At 43.5% G+C, this 20,822-nt stretch carries 26 protein-coding genes, 1 tRNA gene and 1 pseudogene; 15 read left to right on the top strand and 13 right to left on the bottom strand.

Annotated features, from left to right (window positions below):
• Nucleotides 1–203 precede the first annotated feature (203 nt).
• Nucleotides 204–1,457, top strand: coding sequence for a DNA double-strand break repair nuclease NurA (locus C9889_RS04015; protein ID WP_129597362.1), 1,254 nt, complete (start codon nt 204–206; stop codon nt 1,455–1,457).
• Nucleotides 1,450–3,240, top strand: coding sequence for an ATP-binding protein (locus C9889_RS04010; protein WP_129597361.1), 1,791 nt, complete (start codon nt 1,450–1,452; stop codon nt 3,238–3,240). Before C9889_RS04015 ends, C9889_RS04010 begins: the two co-directional genes overlap by 8 nt.
• On the opposite strand, the gene C9889_RS04005 is transcribed toward C9889_RS04010, so the two are convergent.
• Together C9889_RS04005 and C9889_RS04000 are read right to left on the bottom strand one after the other, a co-directional pair.
• The gene (locus C9889_RS04005; RefSeq protein ID WP_129597360.1) at nt 3,241–4,173 is read right to left on the bottom strand and encodes a PAS domain-containing sensor histidine kinase; all 933 of its coding nucleotides are present in this window, start codon (nt 4,171–4,173) and stop codon (nt 3,241–3,243) included.
• A complete protein-coding gene (locus C9889_RS04000; RefSeq protein ID WP_225420093.1) occupies nt 4,170–4,325 on the bottom strand; it encodes a PAS domain-containing protein in 156 nt (51 codons plus the stop codon). The genes C9889_RS04005 and C9889_RS04000 overlap by 4 nt, the downstream gene beginning before the upstream one ends.
• Before the next feature lie 129 nt (nt 4,326–4,454).
• On the opposite strand from C9889_RS04000, the gene C9889_RS03995 reads away from it, so the two are divergent.
• Both C9889_RS03995 and C9889_RS03990 read left to right on the top strand, forming a co-directional pair.
• Nucleotides 4,455–4,528: transfer RNA gene (locus tag C9889_RS03995), tRNA-Lys, on the top strand.
• A 192-nt stretch (nt 4,529–4,720) separates the two neighbouring features.
• Nucleotides 4,721–4,981, top strand: a complete 261-nt coding sequence (locus tag C9889_RS03990; protein WP_129597356.1) for a DUF3303 domain-containing protein — start codon at nt 4,721–4,723, stop codon at nt 4,979–4,981.
• A 17-nt stretch (nt 4,982–4,998) separates the two neighbouring features.
• Here C9889_RS03990 and C9889_RS03985 read toward each other — a convergent pair whose 3' ends face one another.
• Entirely contained in the window at nt 4,999–5,547 is a 549-nt protein-coding gene (locus C9889_RS03985) for a hypothetical protein (protein ID WP_129597354.1), read from the bottom strand.
• A gap of 187 nt (nt 5,548–5,734) precedes the next feature.
• Here C9889_RS03985 and C9889_RS03980 point away from each other — a divergent pair, with 187 nt between their 5' ends.
• Complete coding sequence (locus tag C9889_RS03980) at nt 5,735–5,905, top strand: ribbon-helix-helix domain-containing protein (RefSeq protein ID WP_129597352.1); 171 nt, start codon at nt 5,735–5,737, stop codon at nt 5,903–5,905.
• Here C9889_RS03980 and C9889_RS03975 read toward each other — a convergent pair.
• From C9889_RS03975 to C9889_RS03965, 4 genes are read right to left on the bottom strand one after another with little or no spacing between them, the layout of a single operon-like run.
• The gene (locus C9889_RS03975; RefSeq protein WP_318531521.1) at nt 5,895–6,683 is read right to left on the bottom strand and encodes a sugar phosphate isomerase/epimerase family protein; all 789 of its coding nucleotides are present in this window, start codon (nt 6,681–6,683) and stop codon (nt 5,895–5,897) included. The genes C9889_RS03980 and C9889_RS03975 overlap by 11 nt on opposite strands.
• Complete coding sequence (locus C9889_RS03970) at nt 6,676–7,110, bottom strand: RNA-binding domain-containing protein (RefSeq protein ID WP_129597350.1); 435 nt, start codon at nt 7,108–7,110, stop codon at nt 6,676–6,678. Before C9889_RS03970 ends, C9889_RS03975 begins: the two co-directional genes overlap by 8 nt.
• A complete protein-coding gene (locus tag C9889_RS11140) occupies nt 7,097–7,243 on the bottom strand; it encodes a nucleoside/nucleotide kinase family protein (protein ID WP_318531520.1) in 147 nt (48 codons plus the stop codon). Before C9889_RS11140 ends, C9889_RS03970 begins: the two co-directional genes overlap by 14 nt.
• Nucleotides 7,240–7,647, bottom strand: a complete 408-nt coding sequence (locus C9889_RS03965) for an AAA family ATPase (RefSeq protein ID WP_318531519.1) — start codon at nt 7,645–7,647, stop codon at nt 7,240–7,242. Before C9889_RS03965 ends, C9889_RS11140 begins: the two co-directional genes overlap by 4 nt.
• A 68-nt stretch (nt 7,648–7,715) precedes the next feature.
• Here C9889_RS03965 and dusB point away from each other — a divergent pair, with 68 nt between their 5' ends.
• The 9 genes from dusB to C9889_RS11130 all read left to right on the top strand — a co-directional run bounded on the left by dusB (nt 7,716) and on the right by C9889_RS11130 (nt 13,614).
• Complete coding sequence (dusB, locus tag C9889_RS03960) at nt 7,716–8,669, top strand: tRNA dihydrouridine synthase DusB (protein WP_129597348.1); 954 nt, start codon at nt 7,716–7,718, stop codon at nt 8,667–8,669.
• A gap of 193 nt (nt 8,670–8,862) precedes the next feature.
• Nucleotides 8,863–9,408, top strand: a complete 546-nt coding sequence (locus C9889_RS03955; RefSeq protein WP_129597346.1) for a pyruvate ferredoxin oxidoreductase subunit gamma — start codon at nt 8,863–8,865, stop codon at nt 9,406–9,408.
• Nucleotides 9,408–9,668, top strand: coding sequence for a pyruvate synthase subunit PorD (porD, locus tag C9889_RS03950; RefSeq protein ID WP_129597343.1), 261 nt, complete (start codon nt 9,408–9,410; stop codon nt 9,666–9,668). The genes C9889_RS03955 and porD overlap by 1 nt, the downstream gene beginning before the upstream one ends.
• Complete coding sequence (porA, locus tag C9889_RS03945) at nt 9,669–10,883, top strand: pyruvate synthase subunit PorA (protein ID WP_129597340.1); 1,215 nt, start codon at nt 9,669–9,671, stop codon at nt 10,881–10,883.
• Nucleotides 10,880–11,758 carry a pyruvate synthase subunit PorB gene (porB, locus tag C9889_RS03940; protein ID WP_129597338.1) on the top strand — a complete coding sequence of 293 codons (879 nt, stop codon included), beginning with the start codon at nt 10,880–10,882 and terminating at the stop codon, nt 11,756–11,758. Before porA ends, porB begins: the two co-directional genes overlap by 4 nt.
• A 24-nt stretch (nt 11,759–11,782) precedes the next feature.
• Nucleotides 11,783–12,421, top strand: coding sequence for an endonuclease III (gene nth, locus C9889_RS03935; protein ID WP_129597335.1), 639 nt, complete (start codon nt 11,783–11,785; stop codon nt 12,419–12,421).
• A 102-nt stretch (nt 12,422–12,523) separates the two neighbouring features.
• Nucleotides 12,524–13,054 (top strand): Y-family DNA polymerase, encoded by a 531-nt coding sequence (locus tag C9889_RS11135; RefSeq protein WP_318531518.1) that lies wholly within the window; start codon nt 12,524–12,526, stop codon nt 13,052–13,054.
• 74 nt (nt 13,055–13,128) lie between these two features.
• On the top strand, nt 13,129–13,209 hold the full coding sequence (locus C9889_RS11420) for a hypothetical protein (RefSeq protein ID WP_394342248.1): 81 nt from the start codon (nt 13,129–13,131) through the stop codon (nt 13,207–13,209).
• A gap of 84 nt (nt 13,210–13,293) precedes the next feature.
• The gene (locus C9889_RS11130) at nt 13,294–13,614 is read left to right on the top strand and encodes a DinB/UmuC family translesion DNA polymerase (protein WP_318531517.1); all 321 of its coding nucleotides are present in this window, start codon (nt 13,294–13,296) and stop codon (nt 13,612–13,614) included.
• A 5-nt stretch (nt 13,615–13,619) separates the two neighbouring features.
• Here C9889_RS11130 and C9889_RS03925 read toward each other — a convergent pair whose 3' ends face one another.
• From C9889_RS03925 to C9889_RS03915, 3 genes are all read right to left on the bottom strand, one after another.
• The gene (locus C9889_RS03925) at nt 13,620–13,967 is read right to left on the bottom strand and encodes a bifunctional nuclease family protein (RefSeq protein ID WP_225419977.1); all 348 of its coding nucleotides are present in this window, start codon (nt 13,965–13,967) and stop codon (nt 13,620–13,622) included.
• A gap of 156 nt (nt 13,968–14,123) precedes the next feature.
• Nucleotides 14,124–14,663 (bottom strand): M23 family metallopeptidase, encoded by a 540-nt coding sequence (locus C9889_RS03920; RefSeq protein ID WP_129597333.1) that lies wholly within the window; start codon nt 14,661–14,663, stop codon nt 14,124–14,126.
• Nucleotides 14,647–18,255 (bottom strand): hydantoinase B/oxoprolinase family protein, encoded by a 3,609-nt coding sequence (locus C9889_RS03915; protein WP_129597331.1) that lies wholly within the window; start codon nt 18,253–18,255, stop codon nt 14,647–14,649. Before C9889_RS03915 ends, C9889_RS03920 begins: the two co-directional genes overlap by 17 nt.
• A 126-nt stretch (nt 18,256–18,381) precedes the next feature.
• On the opposite strand from C9889_RS03915, the pseudogene C9889_RS11415 reads away from it, so the two are divergent.
• Nucleotides 18,382–18,735, top strand: a pseudogene (locus C9889_RS11415) (phosphatase PAP2 family protein); the annotation flags it as partial.
• Here the strand turns inward: C9889_RS11415 and purF are convergent.
• The 3 genes from purF to C9889_RS03895 form a co-directional block, all read right to left on the bottom strand.
• Entirely contained in the window at nt 18,652–20,214 is a 1,563-nt protein-coding gene (purF, locus tag C9889_RS03905; RefSeq protein WP_225419976.1) for an amidophosphoribosyltransferase, read from the bottom strand. The pseudogene C9889_RS11415 and the gene purF sit on opposite strands and share 84 nt — an antisense overlap.
• Nucleotides 20,215–20,242: 28 nt before the next feature.
• Complete coding sequence (locus C9889_RS03900) at nt 20,243–20,413, bottom strand: 50S ribosomal protein L37e (RefSeq protein WP_072358969.1); 171 nt, start codon at nt 20,411–20,413, stop codon at nt 20,243–20,245.
• Between the two features lie 79 nt (nt 20,414–20,492).
• The gene (locus tag C9889_RS03895; RefSeq protein WP_072358970.1) at nt 20,493–20,711 is read right to left on the bottom strand and encodes an LSm family protein; all 219 of its coding nucleotides are present in this window, start codon (nt 20,709–20,711) and stop codon (nt 20,493–20,495) included.
• Nucleotides 20,712–20,822: the final 111 nt, after the last annotated feature.

The following is a 20,822-nucleotide window of genomic DNA, read 5'->3' as shown; positions in this document are numbered from 1 at the left end:
TAGTAAAAGATTATACCAATCTTTTTTTGTAAACATACTTCAATATTAAACAGGGAATAATCGTTTGGAATCCAAACGATAAATGCCCTAATTCTTTTTATACTTTATGGTGATAATTTTTTCTATGAAAAGTGGCGCTATCTGCTGAAAATTCCAGTCTATGTGAATAATTATATATTGTTGGGCACCTCATTTAACACTAAATGTCACTTGAACCGATTCACATAAAAGCCATACAAGAAATCGCATCCGGTATTGAAATGGATGTAGAGCAGGAAGATGAAGACAGCGATGCTACTGATCTTCTTGATTTTTTAAAAGAACTAAAATACGGCTCCAGAATTGTTTTGAAATCTATCGGGAGGTTATACAGGGGAAAGGTAGATATGGCCCGTATGTCACAATCGAAAGACCCTGTTGAAAGAACTCTTTCATCTGATAGTGGAAGTACCAACACTTTTCTCTTTGATTCGGGGCTTGCACTGGATTTCTGTCATTGTGCAATGGCTTCCTCGCCGACTGATCTTGACATCCATTCCAAAAGAACAATTGTTGCTGCTACTTACTCCTCTTCTGCAAATGTTACTATCAACACCTCGCAGGACTGGAAATTATTTGATAGGGGCAATGGCAGAAGCCGTCTGGTAAAAATTGAGGCAGGTCTGCTGGAGACCAGGGAAAAACGCCTCGTTCACAATATTGCTCTTTACCTTTCCGAATCCGAACATATTCTCTGGATGAAAGATATTTTTGCAAAAGGGGATTTTTTCATAATGGATGGCCCCATATACCCCAAACAATTAATGTACTGGATGGTTGTGCCTTCTGAAGAAGTCAGAATAAGGTATGATCCTTCGGCATTGAAAATCCTGCAAAATTACATTGATATCATGGACCACGCAATGGATAATAGTCTTCCACTGGTAGGATTTGTGAAAAATCCTGAAGATATGCAGATCGTACAAACGCTAAAAAAGCAGGAAAAGGAGCTGGATATACCCTGGCTGGTAGATGCCCAGTTTTTCAAAAATGTCCTCTATCCTTCTGCTGAAGACTCACGCAATTGCATTACTTATACAAACTGGTTCATGCAACCCAACCAGTTCTATGAGAATATGCTCCAGACCACAAGTCCTTTGATGGATAGTTCTCTTTCCCACAAATATGATGCAGAGGATTATGCATTGACATTTTTTGTGATCTATGTTCCTGCTATGAATGTTCTTTTTAAAGTAGAATCTCCTTATGGTCTGACAAAAGATGATGATATGAGGCACCTGCTCACCCGCAAAGTATTATATGACATTTCAATAGGCGGTATCCCACCGACCCTCTCCAAGGTGGATTCGATAGCAAAGATACGCAAAAAAGAAAGGAAACAGATTCTGGGGCAATTCAATAAACTCAGGGTTGATACGAAATACAACGATATACGCTGGAGTGATACAGATGGATAATGATGACGACATACTTGCTTATGCCACAGGTGATAAGGGGGACCGTGTATCCTCGAAAGAACCGGTTGAAGATTTTGAGGAATATGTTCCTGATACAGTGGATAATCCGGATGGATCATCCTTTGATAATGCGCTGGGTACAATTACAACAGGAATTGACCCACTTGAAATAACTGAATCAGGTGCACGGCTTACTGGTTATATTACTTCTTCGCACAGGCCGAATGTCAGGCTTGGTACATATGTACTGGTTCCCTACGGAGATGAAGATCTGTTTGCAAGGGTCTGGAAACTGCAGTACCTGCAGGAATTTGAAGTGGATGATGCGACAGAGTTGCATTCCCGGCGCATGTTAAAGGCCAATAATACCAATGAGATAGATTACAAATTCCTTGCATATCTTGACCCTCTATGTATCCTGTCTCCCGTAAAGGCAGGCCTAATGCGTCGCATGGCCGACAGGCTTCCCCGTCCCAATACTCCAATACTACCGGTTTCTGAAAAACTCAAGATCCAGACAGGTCTCAACATTCCTACCGAAGGTATTTTTCTGGGACATTTGAGTGTGGGGGGTGAACTTGTCAGGACACATGCTTCTCCTCCAACAGTTGCCTACTATCTGCGCAATGATTATTCAATGGGTGATCCGCTTATGTTCCGTCATATGCTGGTGTGCGGAAGTACCGGTACGGGGAAAACCTTTCTTACAAAGAATATTCTGCGTCAATTCCTGGCATCGGATAACCAGTACATTGTAAGGGGTGAGCAGGGCAGGAAGAAAAACCCGTGTCTTGTGATAATGGATCCACAGGATGAATATTCCCAGTTGTTTGAGGATAATGCGGATATAGGATATGCCGATGAAGTGACCTTTGCAGAAGAGGACGTCTTGCATGGAGGCCATCAGGATACAAGGACATTCCTGGCAAGTGTGGACGGCCAGTCCTATCCGGGTAAATCCCGTGCACAACAAATGGAATTTACAATTCCTTTCGAACTTGTGAGGAATAATTCCTGGTTGATATCAGCAGCTGAATTGACGGAAAACCAGTATATAGGCCTTGAGCTGTTGCTTGAGGATTATTTCAAGACTCCTGCAAATCATACCTATCAGGGATTTACAGGTTTCATTGCGGATGAAGGCACACGTTCTGTTTATGTGGATAGCGGGAAAATCCATGAATCTTCCTATGATGCCATTGTGCGTAAGGTCAAGAACCGCTCTTTCAGCAGGGTATTCGACCAGCCGGCAAAACCGATAACCGAAATACTTGATGAGGTTTTCAAGCCGGGCAGGGTCAGTGTTTTCCCGACTGAATATATAAATAACAGCCGTATCAGGGATCTCATTACTCTCACCTTGATGACGATTGTAGTGGATAACAAACTCAGCACATCAGGCAATGATTCTGTTAAGAAAACCCCTGTATTACTGGCTCTTGATGAAGCACACAGGTATCTTTCCGGTGCGATGTCGGCTCATTCAAGACGTATTGTTTCCAGATTCGCAGATGCAGCAAGGCAGGGGCGCAAGGAAACACTTGGTCTTTTCCTGATTACTCAGGACCCACAGGACATCGATGACACCGTGCTCAAGCAGATTAATAGCCGGATTATTCTCAATCTCTCAAACGACAATGCCATAAATGCATTAAATGTTCCACTGGAATTTGAAAAAAGGATTCCTTATCTTCGCAAGGGACAGATGATAATTCAGAGTCCGGATAACAGTGATATTGTGGAGGTTACCGGTCTGCATAAATGTGTGGTAAAACACGCCTGATCAGGCACGGGGGATGGTGGCCCAGAAAATGCTCCCCTTTCTATCTTGCCTGTCCTCAACACCTGTCTGGCCGCCATGTAGTTCCATTATCTTTTTTACAATTGCAAGTCCAAGCCCGGTTCCTTTTATACTGACAGATGATCCTGCTCTTTCGAATCTTTCAAATATGAGTTCTTTTTTCTCATCGGGTACTCCTTCTCCCTCATCGATAAAACGTATCTTCCACATGCCATTATCTTTTATTATATCGATGGTTATTTGGCCCTTTGCAGGCCCGTATTTTATTGCATTTGAAAGGAGATTGGAAAATGCTTCCTCAATTGATTTGTGGATGTTTGCAGGGTATTGTCCACTGACATTTATTTTCAGGTCAACTTCTTTTTCTTGAATTTCTTCTGCATATTCATTTGCAACTTTTTGCAACATCATGGCAAGGTCTGCTTTTTCGAATTTGATGTCTGTGAGTGTATCAAGTTTTACAAAAACAGACGCATTTTCAATAAGTTCCAGTATCCTGTTTATGTTCCGGTTGATAGTAATGGCCATCTTCTTTTTTTCTGCGTCCTCTTCCCCTTCGATCAGCAACTGTGAGTAACCCTTAATTACTCCTGCAGGATTTTTCAGATCGTGACTTACTATGTCCCCGAATAGCTCTTTGACATGGTAGTTTTTTTCAAGGCTTTTGGCATATTGTTCAAATCTTTTTTCTGCATCCCTTCTCTCTGTTATATCTCTGATTATTGCCATGTCAGCAGGCATGTTGTCGTGTTCTATGTAAGATGCACTGATCTCTACAGGAACCCTTAATCCTTGTTTGCTGAGCATTTCGGTTTCATATCTTTCAGGAATATTGGGGTCCTTTTTGAGCCTGCGATGATATCGTTCGCTGATCATATTGATGCTTTCAGCAGGAAAAATATTTTTGAAATTCATTCCCTTAAGTTCTTCGGATGTATATCGAGAATCTCCCTGAACTTGGGGTTTGCAAATATTATGGCCTCATCCTGGATTATTATTATCCCATCATTACTTTTTTTGACAAGGGTGGAATACATATCCGTAGGATATTGTTTTGATTTATCCATTTCTCCCACTATAACTCCCCACTTCATTTAGCGATAAATTACTTCCTAATAGTGCTATGTACTGTTTTTGTTTTATCTTTTTGCCGAAACGTATATATTCAGGTAATACCTATGAAGGGCCGCACAAATGGGCCGGTAGCTTAGTCAGGCAGAGCGATGGACTCTTAATCCATAGGCCGAGGGTTCAAATCCCTTCCGGCCCGCCTATTTTGTTATTCTTTGCAATTTTCCAAATAATATTCAATATTTTTCTTTCTTCGATTTTGGATTAAAAATAGGCCAAACAACAAAACCTATATACTACTTTCTTAATATTTATTGATAAGGAATGGGGTTCCGTGGGGTGATAGTTAGCCATCTATCTCATTCCTAACTGTAAAGGAGGATTTGAAAATATGTTATATATGGATGTTAGTACATGGGAACCTACTCTCAGCGACAAGGTAATTGAACACTTCAAGGAACTAAAACCACCTGCAGGTATCAATATAATCAAACAGTGGGTTGACCTTACAGGAGGACGTTATTTCATCCTCTACGAATGTGATGATGCAGAAGCCTATGCGGCTTTCAACCTTCCATGGTCCGATATCTGCGAAATAGACAGTGTTCCTGTGATGGAATCGAGCAGATTCATTGCTTTGATGTCAAAATAATAATTTATAAGGGAAGTTCAATCTTCCCCTATAAGTTCTACTTCTTTTTTATCATTGCCGATTTCGATCTCAACGATTCCAGGACGAAATGGGGTTGTATCATACGTATAACTAATATTACCTTCAGGATCGGCTCGGATGACCTGTGAGGCCTTCACATCCATCTGGATCGTTTCGGTATTTTCCTGTGCATCCCCACTGATGTTTATATTGAAGGTGCCGGAAGGCACATTTGTGTCTATGTATGTGGCCACTGACTCTTCAGCATCCCTGTGTTGTCGGAAAGGCATCAACATTTTAACGGTAAATGTCATGTTTTTAACAGGTCTTGTTTGGACTTTAAATTCATTCGGTCCTTCTGGAATGTGCACTTTCCGGAAATCATGGCTGTACCTGCCATCATGTACCGCAACTGCAACATTAAATCTCACGATCATGTTTATGCGTGTGTCGGGCTTAGTATTGCCCGTTATTGTGATATTTTCCCCGGGCTTGAGATGCTTGTGTGATACATCCCACTCAATATCGGAGTCCTTTGTGTCTGGCTTTTCTTCTATAGGTTTCAATATTGAGCTTACAATTTTGTAAAACCCCAAAAATATGTTATATCCGGCTGTTGGAATAAAACTTCCCCCTTATTTATAAGCATAATTGAACGTATGCCAATTTATTCTCTTAGGCCCGTATTCAACGAGTCGTTTATATGTATTATCGGTTATTATCTTATATAAAATTCACAGGAGAGTGAGATTTATGCCCAAGGTTAGTGTGGATATCCCCCAGCAGTTGCTTGATGATCTTAATTGTCACGTAGGGGTAGATAGGAAATTCGTGAGTCAGTCGGATGCTATTCGGACTGCAATACGTAAATTATTGGATAGGATGGATGATGTGGATACAAGGCACGGAAGAGTTAAAGAATAAGATTTGATTTTAGATATTCCATGCATTCGGTTCCATTTTCCAGATTTTTCATCTCTGTAATGAACAACCCTTCATAACCGTCGGCCCTGTCAAATACTTTTTTCCAGTCAATGCAACCCTTTCCAAGAGGGAGGTGTTCATCCCTTTTTTCATGGTTGTCATGTATGTGGGAATGGACCATTACTTCCCTGCAGGAATCCAGAAATTCATCAAGCAGACCCATTGTATTGGCATGGCCGATATCAAGTGTCATGCCAATATTATCCGAATCAACCTTTTCTATTATTTCCAGTATCTCAGCAGGGTATTTTCCGAATATGTGAGGCATATCTGGCATATTCTCCAGTGCGAGCATAATTCCTTCTTCCCCTGCAATCGTGCTTATCTCTTTCAGGGATTTTATCGTATTATCCCAGGCCTTTTCGGGGTATAATGCTCCTTCAGGGGAGAGATAACCAGGATGGATTACTGCGATTTCAGCAAGACCTGATGCCATGTGCAGGCAATGTCCCATCTGCCTTATAATTTCTTTATGTATGCCGGGATTGAGGGTTGCAAGGTTTATGTCAGAAAATGGCAGGTGTATCGTGAAGGTCAGGTTTGTTGTATCCTTTATCTGTTGCACCCTGTCAATGTTTTCAGCAGTAATTTTCTGCGTTCCTTCCTGTACAAGTTCGATTGCTGAATATCCCATCTCTTCCAGTTCATAAGCCCATTCAAGTGGTTTTTCTCCGCCTGCTCTTGCAGAAAATCCGATTGCTGGTGGCAACTTACTCACCTTCTCTTAATGGAGGCATTTCCTTTTCATAAACAGGTTTTCCTTCTTCTGTGGGAGGTACTAACCAGTTAATTATATCTTCCAGTTCCCCTTCATTGCATTCAATTTCCACATGGATCGACCCTAACTCCTCTTCTCCTGCAGGAAAACTGATGCGTCCCACAAAAGCAACCTGTTTATTGAGCATGAAACTTATTTTTTCTTCCGGGCTTTGTATTCCCTTTTCGAGAACGGATCTTGCAGTGTCGAGAATTTCTTCATCCCGCAGCAGGCGGTGGAAGATTTGGAGGTCACGATGGTTGCAATCTATAACTGCGATATTATCATCTAAACAGGGTGTAAGACCACTAATTCTTGTAAGTGCCCCACATACCTTTGAGGCATCCTCTGTTGGATTTATACGGGCCCAAAACTTAACGCTGGCCATTTATTCTTTCCACCGTATCTTTTACGTGTTGTCTGAATTCTTTGAGACTTGCAGTGTTGTCAATGGTTACATCGGCCGTTTCCATTGCCTGGCCCATTCCCCATTTCATTTCCCTTTCATCCCTTATTTTCAAATCTTCGATTTTTGCATATCATCGCTTCTGCATCTTTTACGCACACGCTCAAACCGGTTTTCAATAGGGCTGCTTATAGCAATTAATGAAAATTCCTTTCCAAATTCCTTCTTGAAAGTTTCTACTTCTGCAATCCCGCGGACACCATCGATCACAACAACATCTTTATCTTTTTGTTTGATTTTCGGGATACATCTCCTGGCAACTGCATCCATGCCTTCTTTGTCCCTCAGGTCATTGGCTACCATTCCCGTGTTGCTGTCTGTTGGATCGAGCTGGCGGTGCTTGACCTCTTCCCGGATCACATCTCCCATATTGATTACGTTAAGTCCCATATTACGGATCACTTTTGAGGCTTCGGATTTCCCGGAGGCGGGCATTCCTACAAAGGCTATTATTTTCATGAGTTGCTTCTCCTCTCCTGCCCTATGATATGTTATTATTTATATATCGTTATCCCATAGGACATATCATGCAAATCGGAAAGGTAAGGCTTGGAGGAAACCTTTTACTTGCTCCAATGGCAGAGGTTACCAATCTTGCCTACCGGGTAGTTTGCAGGCGCAGGGGTGCATCTTTTGCTTTTACCGAGATGATAAATTCCGAGGCGATACTGCACGACAATGCAAAATCACATCATATGGCGTTAAGTTGTCCGGATGAGGGTATATTTGGTGTCCAGATATTTGGCAGATCGCCGGTTTCTATGGCAAAAGCTGCCTGCCTGATTGAAAATGAAACATCTCCCTCAATTATTGATATAAATGCGGGCTGCCCGTCTCCCAGAATCCGGAAAACGGGTGCGGGTTCAATGCTTATGGAAAATCCGGATGTGCTGGAAAATATTATACAGTGTGTAGTAGAATCAGTAACTGTGCCGGTGACTGTAAAGATACGCGTATTCAGGGATGTGTCACAGACTGTAGAACTTGCATCAAGGCTTGAAAATGCCGGTGTTTCAGCCATAACAGTCCATGGAAGGACTGCCATGCAACAATATTCGGGGGTGGCGGATCATTTGTACGCTCGCAGGATTAAAGAAAAGTTATCAATTCCTGTTATTGCAAACGGGGATATACGGCACGGTGCTTTTGCTGCCCAGATTCTTGAATATACGGGATGTGACGGTCTTATGATAGGGCGGGCAGCCATGGGGGATCCTGATATCTTCTCAAGGATAGCGGCATTTCTTGAAAGCGGCATTAAGTTTCCTCCTGCCGATTGTGATCAGCGAAAAAGCAGTCTGGAGGAATATCTGAAACTACTGGAAGCCTACGGTTTGGACAAAAAAGTAAATCTGGCAGCACATTCTGCGTGGTTTACCAGAGGCCTTGCAGGTTCCAGATCTTTTCGCAAATCCATCCAGAACGTAAAGAGTAGTGAGGGTATTATTTCCAGGATGGAAATGCTATGCAGGGAGGCCTAATTGTTCTTTTGAGATATTTAATGTAAGTTTTTGTTATCTGTTATCACCGAAAAACTAAATAGGAATTAGCTATTCTACACAATTAAACATTGCATTTATTCCAATTACCATCCAAACGTAATTGTTGATGCATGCGGGTTCGTATCCGCTATCTACAATTATATGTCCATTACGTTTGTTACGGAGAATACAGATGAAAGAAATAAGAATACATGGTCGAGGCGGACAGGGTTCGGTTACAGCAGCCGAACTACTGGCAGGAGCCGCTTTTGAGGATGGCCAGTTCAGTCAGGCATTCCCGGCCTTTGGTGTCGAAAGACGTGGAGCACCAGTACAGGCATTCACAAGGATCAGCGATGCTCCTATCAGGCTCAGGAGCCAGATCTATGAACCAGATTACATAATTGTTCAGGATCCCACACTTATTGAGGTAGTGGATGTTGAAAGTGGGGCAAAGGATGATGGTATTATAATTATTAATTCTGATTTCGCGCCGGAAGATTTCGATCTTGACACCAATGCCCGTATAATGACCGTTAATGCAACAAAAATCGCTCTTGATGTAATTGGCAGGCCTATTGTCAATACTGTTCTTTTAGGAGCTTTTGCAGGTGCAACGGGCGAGGTCAGGGCCAGCTCCATTGTTAATGCGGTAAAGGGGCGTTTCTCAGGTAAGATCGGAGAGAAAAATGCAGAGGCTGTGCAGAAAGCCTATGACTTGATGGCGGAGGATAAATAATGAGTATACAACTCGGAGGAGTCTGTGAACCCGGTACCACGAGGGTAAACAAGACCGGTGCCTGGAGAACTTTCAGGCCTGTCTATGACTACGATAAATGTATCAAATGTAAATTATGTGAATTGCTCTGTCCTGATATGGCAGTACTGCCCCGGGACGATGGATTCTTTGAATTTGATTATGATTACTGCAAAGGATGCGGAATCTGTGCCAATGAATGCCCCAAAGATGCCATAGAAATGGTACTGGAGGAGAAATAAATGACTGTCATACGTACCCTTGACAAGGATAAGATGGATGTGGCTGAAGGTTCCTATGCAGTGGCCCATGCTGTGAAGGTATGCAGACCAAATGTTATTTCCGCATATCCTATCACACCACAGACTCATATTGTGGAGGATCTTTCCCAGTTTATGGCTGATGGTGAAATTTCCAACTGTGAATACATAAACGTGGAATCCGAGTTCTCCGCCCTTTCGGCCCTTGTGGGATCTGCAGCAGCAGGTGCCAGGTGTTATTCGGCCACCACCTCCCAGGGCCTGGAACTGATGCATGAGGTGCTTTTCAACGTATCAGGAATGCGCCTGCCAGTCGTTATGACCATCGCAAACCGCGCGGTAAGTGCTCCTATTAATATCTGGAACGATCATCAGGATTCAATTTCCCAGCGTGATACCGGCTGGATCCAGATGTATGCCGAGGATCTGCAGGAAATCTCGGATATGACTGCCCAGGCTTACAAGGTTGCAGAAGATAAGGATGTAATGATGCCTGCAATGACCTGTATGGACGGTTTCATCCTGTCTCATGTTTATGAGCCCCTGGTCTTGCTGGAACAGGATCTTGTGGATGAATATCTGCCTGCTTATGAACCGGAATTTACTCTCGATCCTAAAAACCCGCTGACCTTCGGTGCCTTTGCAGACCCGACTGCATATACCGAATTCAGGTACCTGCAGCAACAGGCAATGGATAATGCCCTGCCCAAGATAGAAGAAGCTGCCAATGAGTTCTATGAAATATTTGGAAGGTACTATGGTGGCCTTATCGACGAATATGAAACAGAAGATGCTGATATAATCCTTATGGCTATGGGTTCACTTGTGGGAACCATCAGGGATGTCGTGGATAAACTCCGTGCAAAAGGAGTAAAGGCCGGTTTGCTTAAAGTAAGGACTTTCAGGCCATTCCCTGCAGAAGCAATAAAGAATGCTATCAAGGATGCAAAGGTTGTTGTCGCACTTGACAAGAATATCTCCCTGGGACTCAATGAAGGATCCCTGTTTACCGAGACCAAGGCAAGCCTGTATAATACTAAGGTTGATGTCCCGATAGTGGGCCGGATGATCGGACACGGTGGTCGTGACATACCCGAAAAGACCATTGAGGATATAGTGGAGGAAGCTAAAGGCATAATCTCTTCGGGTATCAATACTGAGAGCAAATATGCTGATCTGAAGGAGGAATTGTTGTGAAATCATTGTTTACATCAGGACACCGTGGTTGTGCAGGTTGTTGCGACGCAATGGTGGCCAAGTTTACCCTTATGGCCGCAGGGGAAGACTGTGTTGTTATATCACCTACTGGCTGTCTGGAAGTTATGAGTACTCCTTACCCCGAGACCTCCTGGGAGGTTCCCTGGATTCATTCCCTTTTCGAGAATACAGGGGCTGTGGCTTCGGGTGTGGAGGCTGCCCTTAAAGCAATGGGTAAGAAAGGTGACACCAAGGTAATTGCCCTGGCAGGAGATGGAGCTACTCTTGATATCGGAATGAGATCCATTTCCGGTGCCTTTGAGAGGGGGGATGATATTACCTATGTATGTATTGATAATGAGGCATACATGAATACCGGTGTGCAGAGAAGTGGTGCTACACCCTTTGATGCGTCTACCACAACAAGCCCTGCCGGAAAGATTTCCTATGGTAACCCCAGACCCAAGAAGAACATGCCTGCAATAATGGCAGCTCATGGTTCTCCATACATTGCTACAACTTCCCTGGGTTATCCCAAGGATATGATCAAGAAGATCAAGAAAGCAACCGAGATTGAAGGCCCAACCTACATTCATGCCCATGCGCCCTGTACCACAGGTTGGGGTTTTGACACTTCCAAGACTGTGGAAGTTGCAAAACTGGCAGTACAGACCGGTCTGTGGCCGCTGTATGAAATGGAGAATGGTGAAGTTACAAAGGTGCGCAAGATAGGCAAACAGAAAAAGCCTGTCGAGGATTATCTCAAGATGCAGAAAAGGTTCAAACATCTTTTCAAAATGGAAGGCGCAGAGGAACAACTCAAACTGATCCAGGCACTTGCAGATAAAAACATTGAAGATTTCGGGCTTGAATAAGCCTGAATCTTATTTTCTTTTTCTATGACAGCCAGTAATCTTTCTAATTTCCCTCAAATATGGCAACTTCTTAAAAAGGAGTATCCTGATCCACAGCCTGCTCTGCATTTCAAAAACCCTCTGGAACTGCTTGTAGCCACTATTCTTTCAGCCCAGAGTACGGATGTGCAGATCAATAAAGTTACTAGTGAGTTGTTCAAGAAATACCGTTCGGTTTTTGATTATGCGGATGCGGACATCAGTGAACTGGAAAAGGACATTTATTCCACAGGTTTTTACCGCAACAAGGCCAAACACCTGCAACAGAGTGCCAGAGTTATCATCGAGGATTTCGGGGGTGAAGTTCCATCCACGATGGAAGATCTATTAGAACTGCCTGGGGTAGCTCGCAAAACTGCCAATATAGTGCTTACAAGAGGTTTTGGTGTAAAAGCGGGTATTGCTGTGGACACCCACGTCAAACGTCTTGCTACAAGACTGGGTTTTACTGAAAATAAGGATCCTGTCAAAATTGAAAAGGACCTGATGGAGCTTGTTGACAGGAATGAGTGGGATGATTTTTCCCTGACCCTTATATTACATGGCAGGAACGTGTGTTTTGCCCGCAAGCCCGCATGTGGAGAATGTGTTGTACATCATTTCTGTCCCTCCAGTTTGGTTTGATATCTCTGTATAGTTCATTTTATTCCTATCGATATGTGAAAAATTAATGAGAATCTATTTTTTCCACAAACTATACAAATCTAAAAAACCTCTCTTTTTATCATGTCACGTATTGTTGTCCATGTGGATATGGACTACTTTTATGCTGCTATCGAGGAGCGTGAAGATCCTTCCCTTAGGGGCAGGCCTGTGGTGGTCTGTATGTATTCGGGTAGGGGGGAGCACGGAGGCTCGGTAAGTACTTCCAATTATACTGCCCGCGAATACGGTATAAAATCCGGTATGCCCTGTTCCAGGGCCATTAAACTGAATCCTGATGCGGCTTTTCTTCCTGTAAGGAAAGAGTTTTACACTGAAGTTTCTGACAGTATCATGGAAGTACTGCGCTCTCATGCGGATAGTGATGAATCCTTTGAGCAGATAAGTATAGATGAGGCATTCATCGAAGTTACGGCAAACTGTAACGGTGATTTTGAATGTGCCCTTAAATTGGGTGAAGATATTAAGCAAAAGATTCTGGAAAAAGAACAGCTGACATGTTCTGTGGGCATTGGGCCCAACAAACTCATTGCCAAAATGGCATCCTCTGAAAATAAACCGATGGGCTTACTGTCATCTCACAACATGATGTAAACTCATTTCTGGAAGATCGGACTCCCTCTCAACTCTGGGGTGTAGGGGATGTCACAGCCGCCAGGCTTGAAAAAATGGGCATAAAATCAGTGGGGCAACTTGCTTCTTCGGACATTGTGTCTCTCATAGATGCTTTTGGTAAAAAGAAAGGTTAATGGCTCAAAAAGGCTGCACAGGGGATTGATGAGTCTCCTGTCAGGCAAAGGGAAGGAAGTGAGCAAATTGGCAGGATAGCCACTTTGCCGGAAAATTCATCGGATTACGATTTGATAATGCCAGTTCTGGATAACCTTGCCGACGATGTGATTAAAAAGACCATCGAAAGAGGTGTTTCCTTCCGTCAGGTTACACTGATTGTGATCACATCTGGTTTCAAAACCCAAACTCGTAACCATACCCTCCAGAGAGCGGTTGCTGAAAAAGAAATTCTGGGACAACATCTGGACAAATTGCTAAAAACCTTCCTTGAGGAAAACAAATCGGCCATTCGCAGGATTGGAGTCAGGGTTGCCGGGTTACAGGAAGTATCGTCTCAGACAACGCTTGCTTCTTACTTTTGAGCCAGTTATAGGAGAGATTCGAATGATTTCGCGCCATCCAGTTTATCAGGACTTATGGTATCGTTTTCCAGGATTTCATCTTTGATATTGATTGGAACATCTGCTCGCAGAGCAAGGGCGATACAATCACTGGGTCTTGCATCGAATTCCATTTTAACATCGTTTTTGCTCAAAGTCAGACGGGCGAAAAATACTCCTTCTGTCTTTTCATCAATAAACACGCTTTCAACTTTGCCTTCCATTCTTGAGAGGATGGACATTAAAAGGTCATGGGTCATTGGACGAGGTGTCGTCTCACTGTTCAATGCATTATTTATGGACAGGGCTTCCAGATGCCCGATATAAATCGGCATTATTTTCCGGCCGGACCTTCGAGGATGACAGTTGGTGCTATTCCCTCATCCATTTTCATGAGGTAAACCCCCTTTACATTCACCTGGCAGGTTTCGTCTTCCTCTGGCATGCCTTTACCATGAAATTCAATAATATTAATATCTTATCAATTGATTTCATTTATGCAAATAATGCAGGGGGTTCAGGAGGCCTGGCGGTTTTTTGGAACTGAACCAGTTGCCTCCCAGGTACAATTTATGATCTGTAACAGGGTATTTTTCCCATATTTCAAGATGCAACATGGCAGGATTTTTTTCTTTGAGTGCCTGGATGTACCGGGGTGATGTGCTATCTATCATTGCAGGGTTTAGTACCTGTCCAACCTCTCCAATCTGGTCATATTTTTTGACCCTTGAACTTTTTTCCGGAATGGTCATGCCCATTTCCCCGTATTTGTAATATGTCCCGGAATTTCCCCGTACTATTAGATGGTAGGTTTCATTCCAGTACTCTATCATTGAGGAAGAGGTCATTATTCCAATTTCTACAACTTCTCCCTCCTCTATGGCAAAAACCGGGGTTCCTTTTTCTGCATAAAGGTCAATGCCACAGTGGTGGCGGTCTTTTCTGTCTTCCCAGAAACAACCCGATTCACCATCAGCAGGTATATGGACCGGTACTGGAAGGGGCCAGTTTTTTTCATTCCCTGTTTCCATAGCCTCCTCCTCCAGGAGTTTTAATCATGAATACATCTCCTTCTTCCACTTCTACTTCATCAGCGGCTGAAAGTTCAATAGTTTCCCCTTTCTTCCTTTTTAAGATGTTTTCGCCGGTGCTTGCAGTCTCTCCGCCTGCCATTCCCTTTGGCGGATATTTCCTGTGGCTTGAAAGAATTGCTGCCTTCATTTTTTTGAGAAAACGTATCTTTCTGACCACACCGTTGCCTCCCTGAAATTTTCCCGCTCCTCCGCTACCCCTTCGAATACTGAATTCTTCTATTCTGACAGGAAAACGTAATTCCATTATTTCGGGGTCTGTAATCAGGGAATTAGTCATGTGTGTCTGAACCGCATCTTCTCCATCAAAACCATTGCCTGCTCCCGCCCCTCCGCAGATGGTCTCATAATACTGGAATCTGTCATTGCCGAACGTGAAATTATTCATTGTTCCCTGGGACGGTGCAAGTATACCGAGGGCTCCGTAGAGGCAATCTACAATGTATTGGGAAGTTTCGACATTGCCGGCCACAACAGCTGCAGGATATGAAGGATTAAGCATTGAATTTTCGGGAATGATTATCGTAATAGGCCTGAGACAGCCCGAGTTGAGCGGAATATCATCCTGCACAAGTGTCCTGAATACATAAAGTACCGCAGCTTTGCAGACTGCAGACGGTGCATTGAAATTACTTTTTGTTTGAGGTGAAGTGTGTGTAAAATCGATAATTGCTTTTGTGTTATCCCTGTCAATTCTTAACCCTACTGCAATTTTACTGTCATCATCCAGTATGTACTCGAAGTCTCCATCTTCTAAAACATCAATCACTTTTTCCACTGCCATTTCAGCATTATCCTGTACGTGTTGCATGTATGCAGTAATGGTTTTCAGGGAATAGGTATCAACAAGTTTGCGGAGTTCTTCTATTCCTTTCTGGTTGGCAGCAATCTGTGCTTTGAGATCTGCGATGTTCTGGTCGGGGTTTCGAGGGGGATATGTTGCCTGCTTGAAAAGTTCAACTAATTCTTCTTCCCGGAATTTTCCCTGCTCTGTAAGTTTGAATTCTTCAATAAGAACTCCTTCTTCCTCGATCCTCTTGCTTAATGGTGGCATGGAACCCGGAGCGATCCCGCCGATATCCGCATGGTGGCCTCTGGATGCTACATAAAATTGTGGTTTTCCGTTGCTAATAAGCGGGGAAACTGCGGTTATATCAGGGAGGTGGGTCCCTCCATGATAGGGGGAATTGAGAATGTAGGTATCACCTTCGCTGAAATCATTTTCATGGTTGCGGATTACCTCTTTTACTGCATCTTCCATTGAGCCCAGATGTACCGGGATGTGGGGCGCATTTGCAACAAGGTTACCGCTGCCATCAAAGATTGCACAGGAGAAATCCAGTCTCTCCTTTATATTCACCGAATGGGCTGCATTGCGCAACCTGTATCCCATTTGTTCGGCTACTGACATGAAACGGTTATTGAATATCTCAAGCATAACGGGATCGACTTCAGTACCAATATCCGGCTTGGGTTTTGTTATCTTTTTTTCCAGCAGCAAATGATTGTGTTCTGTTATGGAAGCCTGCCATTTACTTTCCAGTACAATGGTAGTTGTATCTTCCATGATTAAGGCAGGACCGGTAATCCGATTGCCGGGTTTGAGAACATCCCTTGTGAACAAAGGTATCCGGTGCCATTTCCCTTCCATGTAAACTTCCTTTGAAGATGCAGGCTCTGGATTTTTATCTGTTAATAAATGGGTGGTTTCTGCAGGTGTCTGGTTCCTGCCAATAATTTCCACATAAGCAGAATCCACTACCAGTTTTCTATTTTCGCTTACAAAACCAAAACGTTCGATGTGCAGGTTGTGAAACATTTTTGTCATTTCGTCTATAGGGCCGCATGGCACATCAAAAGTTGTTTCAGTACCTTCATATTTCAGGCGGACCCTTTCCACGGTTTCAATGTCAATATTCCTGTCACCTGTGGCAAGCATACGTTCCATTCCTTTTTCAGAAAGGTTCTTTGTGACACCTGCCAGTTCCTTTTCAATCCCTTCTTCAAGGTACTTTTCCAGGGCTTTCTCCTCGATTATCCGTCTGTCTGCAAGTCCCATCCCGTAGGCTGATAGTACTCCTGCAAAGGGATGAATCAGTATTTTTCCAATACCCAGAGAATCAGCCACTAGGCCCGCATGTTGGGCTCCCGCGCCTCCGAAACAACAGAGAATGTAATCTTCAAGATGATATCCTCTTTTCACCGAAATATGCTTGATGGCATTAGCCATATTTTCCACTGCCACTTTCAGGAAACCTTCGGCAACTTCTTCCGGTTTCATGCTTTTGCCGGTTTGCAGCTTTATTTCTTCTGCAAGTTCACGAAAATTTTCCACAACAATGTCCCTGTCAAGGGGTAAATCCGCATTTTCACCGAAAATCCGGGGGAAATTATGTGGACTGATCTTGCCCAGCATTACGTTACAGTCAGTAACGGTAAGTGGCCCTCCTTTCCTGTAACAGGCGGGTCCGGGATCGGCCCCCGCAGAATCGGGTCCTGCCTGGAACCTCCCATCTTCAAAATGCAGGATTGATCCACCGCCTGCGGCAACAGTATGTATTTTCAGCATGGGAGTGTGCAGATGTGTTCCTGAGACAGTTGATTCGAGGGTTCGTTCCATTTCTCCACTGTAATGGGCTACATCGGTGGATGTTCCTCCCATATCAAAACTGATTACGCGGTCAAACCCTGCCATCCTGCAGACTTCTGCCGATCCTACGATACCGCCGGCAGGACCCGAAAGAATACTGTCTTTGCCCCGGAAACTGTCTCCGTCTACCAGGCCGCCGCTGGATTGCATGAAGAAAAGATCAGTCGGGTTTTTCTGGTCATTGAGTTTGTTGCGTACCAGATTTACATAATGTTCCAGCACCGGGGACAGGTATGCATCCACAACGGTTGTTTCTGCCCGGGCAACCAGTTTGCTTAACGGGCTTGTGCGATGGGAGAGGGAAATATTGGTATATCCTACATCATGTGCAATCTTTTCTATTTGCTCTTCGTGAGCAGGATAGCGAAACGAATGCATAAGAGCAACTGCGACAGAGCGGTAGCCTTTATGGTAATGTTCCACAAGCTTCTCTTTAATGTCCTCACAGTTCAGAGGAGTAACTATTGTTCCGTCAGAGCTGTATCTTTGTCTGGCTTCAATAACTTCCTCATAGAGTACTTCGGGTTTTTTGATTTCAAGTGCAAATATACAGGGGCGGTTCTGGTATCCGATTTTCAGGATGTTCCTGAACCTTTCCGTTATTACAAGTACTGTAGGCTCTCCCCTGCGCTCAAGCAGTGCATTCGTTCCTACAGTGGTTCCCATGCGGATAGATACAATTTTTTCTGCAGGAAGGGTTTCATCTTTTTCGAGATTCAACACCTGTCGCATTCCTTCTATAGCAGCATCTTCGTATTGTTCGGGATTGTCGGATAGGAGTTTGTGTGTCAGGAGTTCTCCATCCGGTTTTAGGGCCACTATATCGGTGAAGGTACCTCCCCTGTCAATCCAGAAGTCCCAGGAATTTGAATTATTTTGCATGTTTTCACAGCTACTATCCTGCAAAAATGTTTATATGTGGTTTACAATCTTCTTCCAATGCCATTTTAGGAATTTGATTTACAATTATTTCATTACATAAATTCCATTCAGGCTCTTGATTTTATCATGGTTCCCCTGGCAATAGCGGGAAACCTGTTTATATGGTTGTTAATCGCTGCATTTCTATATATATTTAAAGGTAAACCCTGTGCAGCCTACTACTTGACACTTTTGTTTGCGGTTTGGGCGGTAGTTTTTGCGCTGAAATCATTATTCATGGTTCCCAGGCCAGAAACCGGACGTATCCTTGTGGATGCAGCCGGTTATTCTTTTCCCAGCAGTCACACAGCACTGGCTTTTGGAACCGCCAGTTTTTTGCAGCCGGTTTCAGGCAAATCAGGTTATTTGTTCTGGATAATTGCCATAACGATGGGTATCAGCCGGATAGTGGTGGGTGTACATTATCCTTCGGATGTTATAGCAGGTATTATTCTGGGTTATGCAGGTTTGCTTTTGTATCCTGCATTTGTAAGAAAAGCAAAAAGGTTTAGAATTGATTAAGCCGGGTTTGCCTGCACTGGCATTTTCCCCGGGGATTTCCAGTGGATATACTTCTGTCAGACATCCCATACAGAGATCTTCTTTGTCAAGACCTATGGCTCTGACCAGCCCATCGACACTTAGATAGCCAAGGGAATCTGCGTTTATGGTATTACAAATATTTTCCACTTTGTTGTTGGCCGCAATTAATTCCTCACGGGTAGCCATATCAATACCCATATAGCAGGGGGCAATTATAGCGGGACTCCCAATTCTGGCGTGTACTTCTCTGGCACCTGAGTCTTTGATCATATTGATGATTCTTCGGGAAGTAGTTCCCCTTACAACACTATCATCGATGAGTACTACCTTCTTGTCCTCTATGTTTTCTGCAATCGTGTTCATCTTGAGCCTGACAGCGATTTCCCTCATTTCCTGGCCTGGAAGAATAAAGGTCCTGCCAATATAGCGGTTTTTCATTAAACCTTCCTGATACTGGATTTTGGATTCCCTGGAATATCCGACAGCAGAAGTAATACCCGAATCCGGGACAGGGGAAATAATATCTGCTTCAACAGAATGTTCTTTTGCGAGTTCCCTGCCAATACGTTCCCTTACTTTGTAGACGAGCTGTCCATCAATTACAGAGTCAGGTCTTGCAAAATAGATGTATTCAAAAACACAATGTGCTGCATGTGTGGTATTGTATACCTGATGACTTTCCACTTCACCATCTTTTAATACAACGATCTCGCCTGGTTTAACATCCCGGATAAGTTTGCCGTTTAATGTATCAATGGCCACACTTTCGGATGCAACTACCAGCCCAAGGTCAGTTTTTCCTATGCAGAGAGGTTTGATTCCAAGGGGGTCCCTGGCGGCTATCAGGAGATCATCGATCATTATGACAAGGGAATATGACCCCTCAAGCCTTTTCATCACATTCTTGATAGACTCTACAGGTCCGTGTTTTAGCAGTTCCTTGACCAGAAGGTGGGCAACAACTTCGGTGTCAGAATCGGTTATGAAAATCCTGCCTTCTGATTCCAGTTCGTCCCGCAGGTCGCTGCCGTTTATCAGGTTGCCATTATGAGCAATAGCTACAGTACCACTTTTGTAATTCACAATAAGGGGCTGGCAATTTTCTATGCGCGACTGGCCAGTTGTGGAATAGCGGACATGACCGATACCCACATGACCTACAAGTTTAACAATGTCTTCCCTTGCATAAACTTCCGGGACAAGCCCCATCCCCTTCAGGGTATGGGTTGAACCACCATTGTAAACAGTAATGCCGGTGGATTCCTGACCCCTGTGCTGTAGTGCATAGAGAGAATAGTAAATCTGAAGTGCGACGGTTTTTGATTGGGATTTTGTATCATCCAGTAAAACCCCTACAACACCGCATTCTTCTTTCATTTGCACCTCAGCAAAAGAATAAGAGTGATCAGTATTTGCACTTGCGCTGCCACTTGTAACTTCTCATACGTGAGGTCTTACCAAATCCGCATGATGTGCACTGTTTGGTATGGATGTTAAGAGATACGCTACCGCAACGTCTGCATTTAGCATGTGTACGTTTCTGTCTTTTTCCTCTTGAGGGAGTACCTTTTGACATTATTTATCACCTTGTAATATGGATGGTAGTAATCAGTATTCTGAAGGGTACCATTGATTGCCCTGATTATTCTTATAGGTTACGGAGATACATATACAACATTATCGCCACGGACAACAACGCTGCCAATCTTGCGGACTATTTCTCCTTCCTTGATTTCTTCAGCTTCATCCAGTACCAGATTCATGTGAACGTCATATCCCTGAAGTGTTCCACGAAATTCTCGTGCACCTTTCAATCTTACGATTACGGCTGTGTTTAATGCGTTGTTCAGTATATCCAGAGGTCTGTTTCCCATATTGAATTGCCCCGTAGGTATAAATATTTAAATCTAATTTACCCAAACGAATTTAATTGGATGTTTGCATGTAATAATGTAAATCTCTCATGGTGCAAATACTATATATAA

Origin of the sequence: Methanohalophilus profundi (assembly GCF_004137855.1) — an archaeon.
Taxonomy (GTDB): domain Archaea; phylum Halobacteriota; class Methanosarcinia; order Methanosarcinales; family Methanosarcinaceae; genus Methanohalophilus; species Methanohalophilus profundi.
This window is presented reverse-complemented; position numbering and strand designations above follow the sequence as displayed.

Excerpts from the sequence above, each read along its gene's own strand:
- C9889_RS04015 (WP_129597362.1), top strand. The coding sequence starts at position 204 with ATGTCACTTGAACCGATTCACATAAAAGCCATACAAGAAATCGCATCC.
- C9889_RS04010 (WP_129597361.1), top strand. The coding sequence starts at position 1,450 with ATGGATAATGATGACGACATACTTGCTTATGCCACAGGTGATAAGGGG.
- C9889_RS04005 (WP_129597360.1), bottom strand. The coding sequence starts at position 4,173 with ATGAATTTCAAAAATATTTTTCCTGCTGAAAGCATCAATATGATCAGC.
- C9889_RS04000 (WP_225420093.1), bottom strand. The coding sequence starts at position 4,325 with ATGGATAAATCAAAACAATATCCTACGGATATGTATTCCACCCTTGTC.
- C9889_RS03990 (WP_129597356.1), top strand. The coding sequence starts at position 4,721 with ATGTTATATATGGATGTTAGTACATGGGAACCTACTCTCAGCGACAAG.
- C9889_RS03980 (WP_129597352.1), top strand. The coding sequence starts at position 5,735 with ATGCCCAAGGTTAGTGTGGATATCCCCCAGCAGTTGCTTGATGATCTT.
- C9889_RS03970 (WP_129597350.1), bottom strand. The coding sequence starts at position 7,110 with ATGGCCAGCGTTAAGTTTTGGGCCCGTATAAATCCAACAGAGGATGCC.
- C9889_RS03965 (WP_318531519.1), bottom strand. The coding sequence starts at position 7,647 with ATGAAAATAATAGCCTTTGTAGGAATGCCCGCCTCCGGGAAATCCGAA.
- dusB (WP_129597348.1), top strand. The coding sequence starts at position 7,716 with ATGCAAATCGGAAAGGTAAGGCTTGGAGGAAACCTTTTACTTGCTCCA.
- C9889_RS03955 (WP_129597346.1), top strand. The coding sequence starts at position 8,863 with ATGAAAGAAATAAGAATACATGGTCGAGGCGGACAGGGTTCGGTTACA.
- porD (WP_129597343.1), top strand. The coding sequence starts at position 9,408 with ATGAGTATACAACTCGGAGGAGTCTGTGAACCCGGTACCACGAGGGTA.
- porA (WP_129597340.1), top strand. The coding sequence starts at position 9,669 with ATGACTGTCATACGTACCCTTGACAAGGATAAGATGGATGTGGCTGAA.
- nth (WP_129597335.1), top strand. The coding sequence starts at position 11,783 with ATGACAGCCAGTAATCTTTCTAATTTCCCTCAAATATGGCAACTTCTT.
- C9889_RS11135 (WP_318531518.1), top strand. The coding sequence starts at position 12,524 with ATGTCACGTATTGTTGTCCATGTGGATATGGACTACTTTTATGCTGCT.
- C9889_RS11420 (WP_394342248.1), top strand. The coding sequence starts at position 13,129 with ATGGGCATAAAATCAGTGGGGCAACTTGCTTCTTCGGACATTGTGTCT.
- C9889_RS03925 (WP_225419977.1), bottom strand. The coding sequence starts at position 13,967 with ATGCCGATTTATATCGGGCATCTGGAAGCCCTGTCCATAAATAATGCA.
- C9889_RS03920 (WP_129597333.1), bottom strand. The coding sequence starts at position 14,663 with ATGGAAACAGGGAATGAAAAAAACTGGCCCCTTCCAGTACCGGTCCAT.
- C9889_RS03915 (WP_129597331.1), bottom strand. The coding sequence starts at position 18,255 with ATGCAAAATAATTCAAATTCCTGGGACTTCTGGATTGACAGGGGAGGT.
- purF (WP_225419976.1), bottom strand. The coding sequence starts at position 20,214 with ATGAAAGAAGAATGCGGTGTTGTAGGGGTTTTACTGGATGATACAAAA.
- C9889_RS03900 (WP_072358969.1), bottom strand. The coding sequence starts at position 20,413 with ATGTCAAAAGGTACTCCCTCAAGAGGAAAAAGACAGAAACGTACACAT.
- C9889_RS03895 (WP_072358970.1), bottom strand. The coding sequence starts at position 20,711 with ATGGGAAACAGACCTCTGGATATACTGAACAACGCATTAAACACAGCC.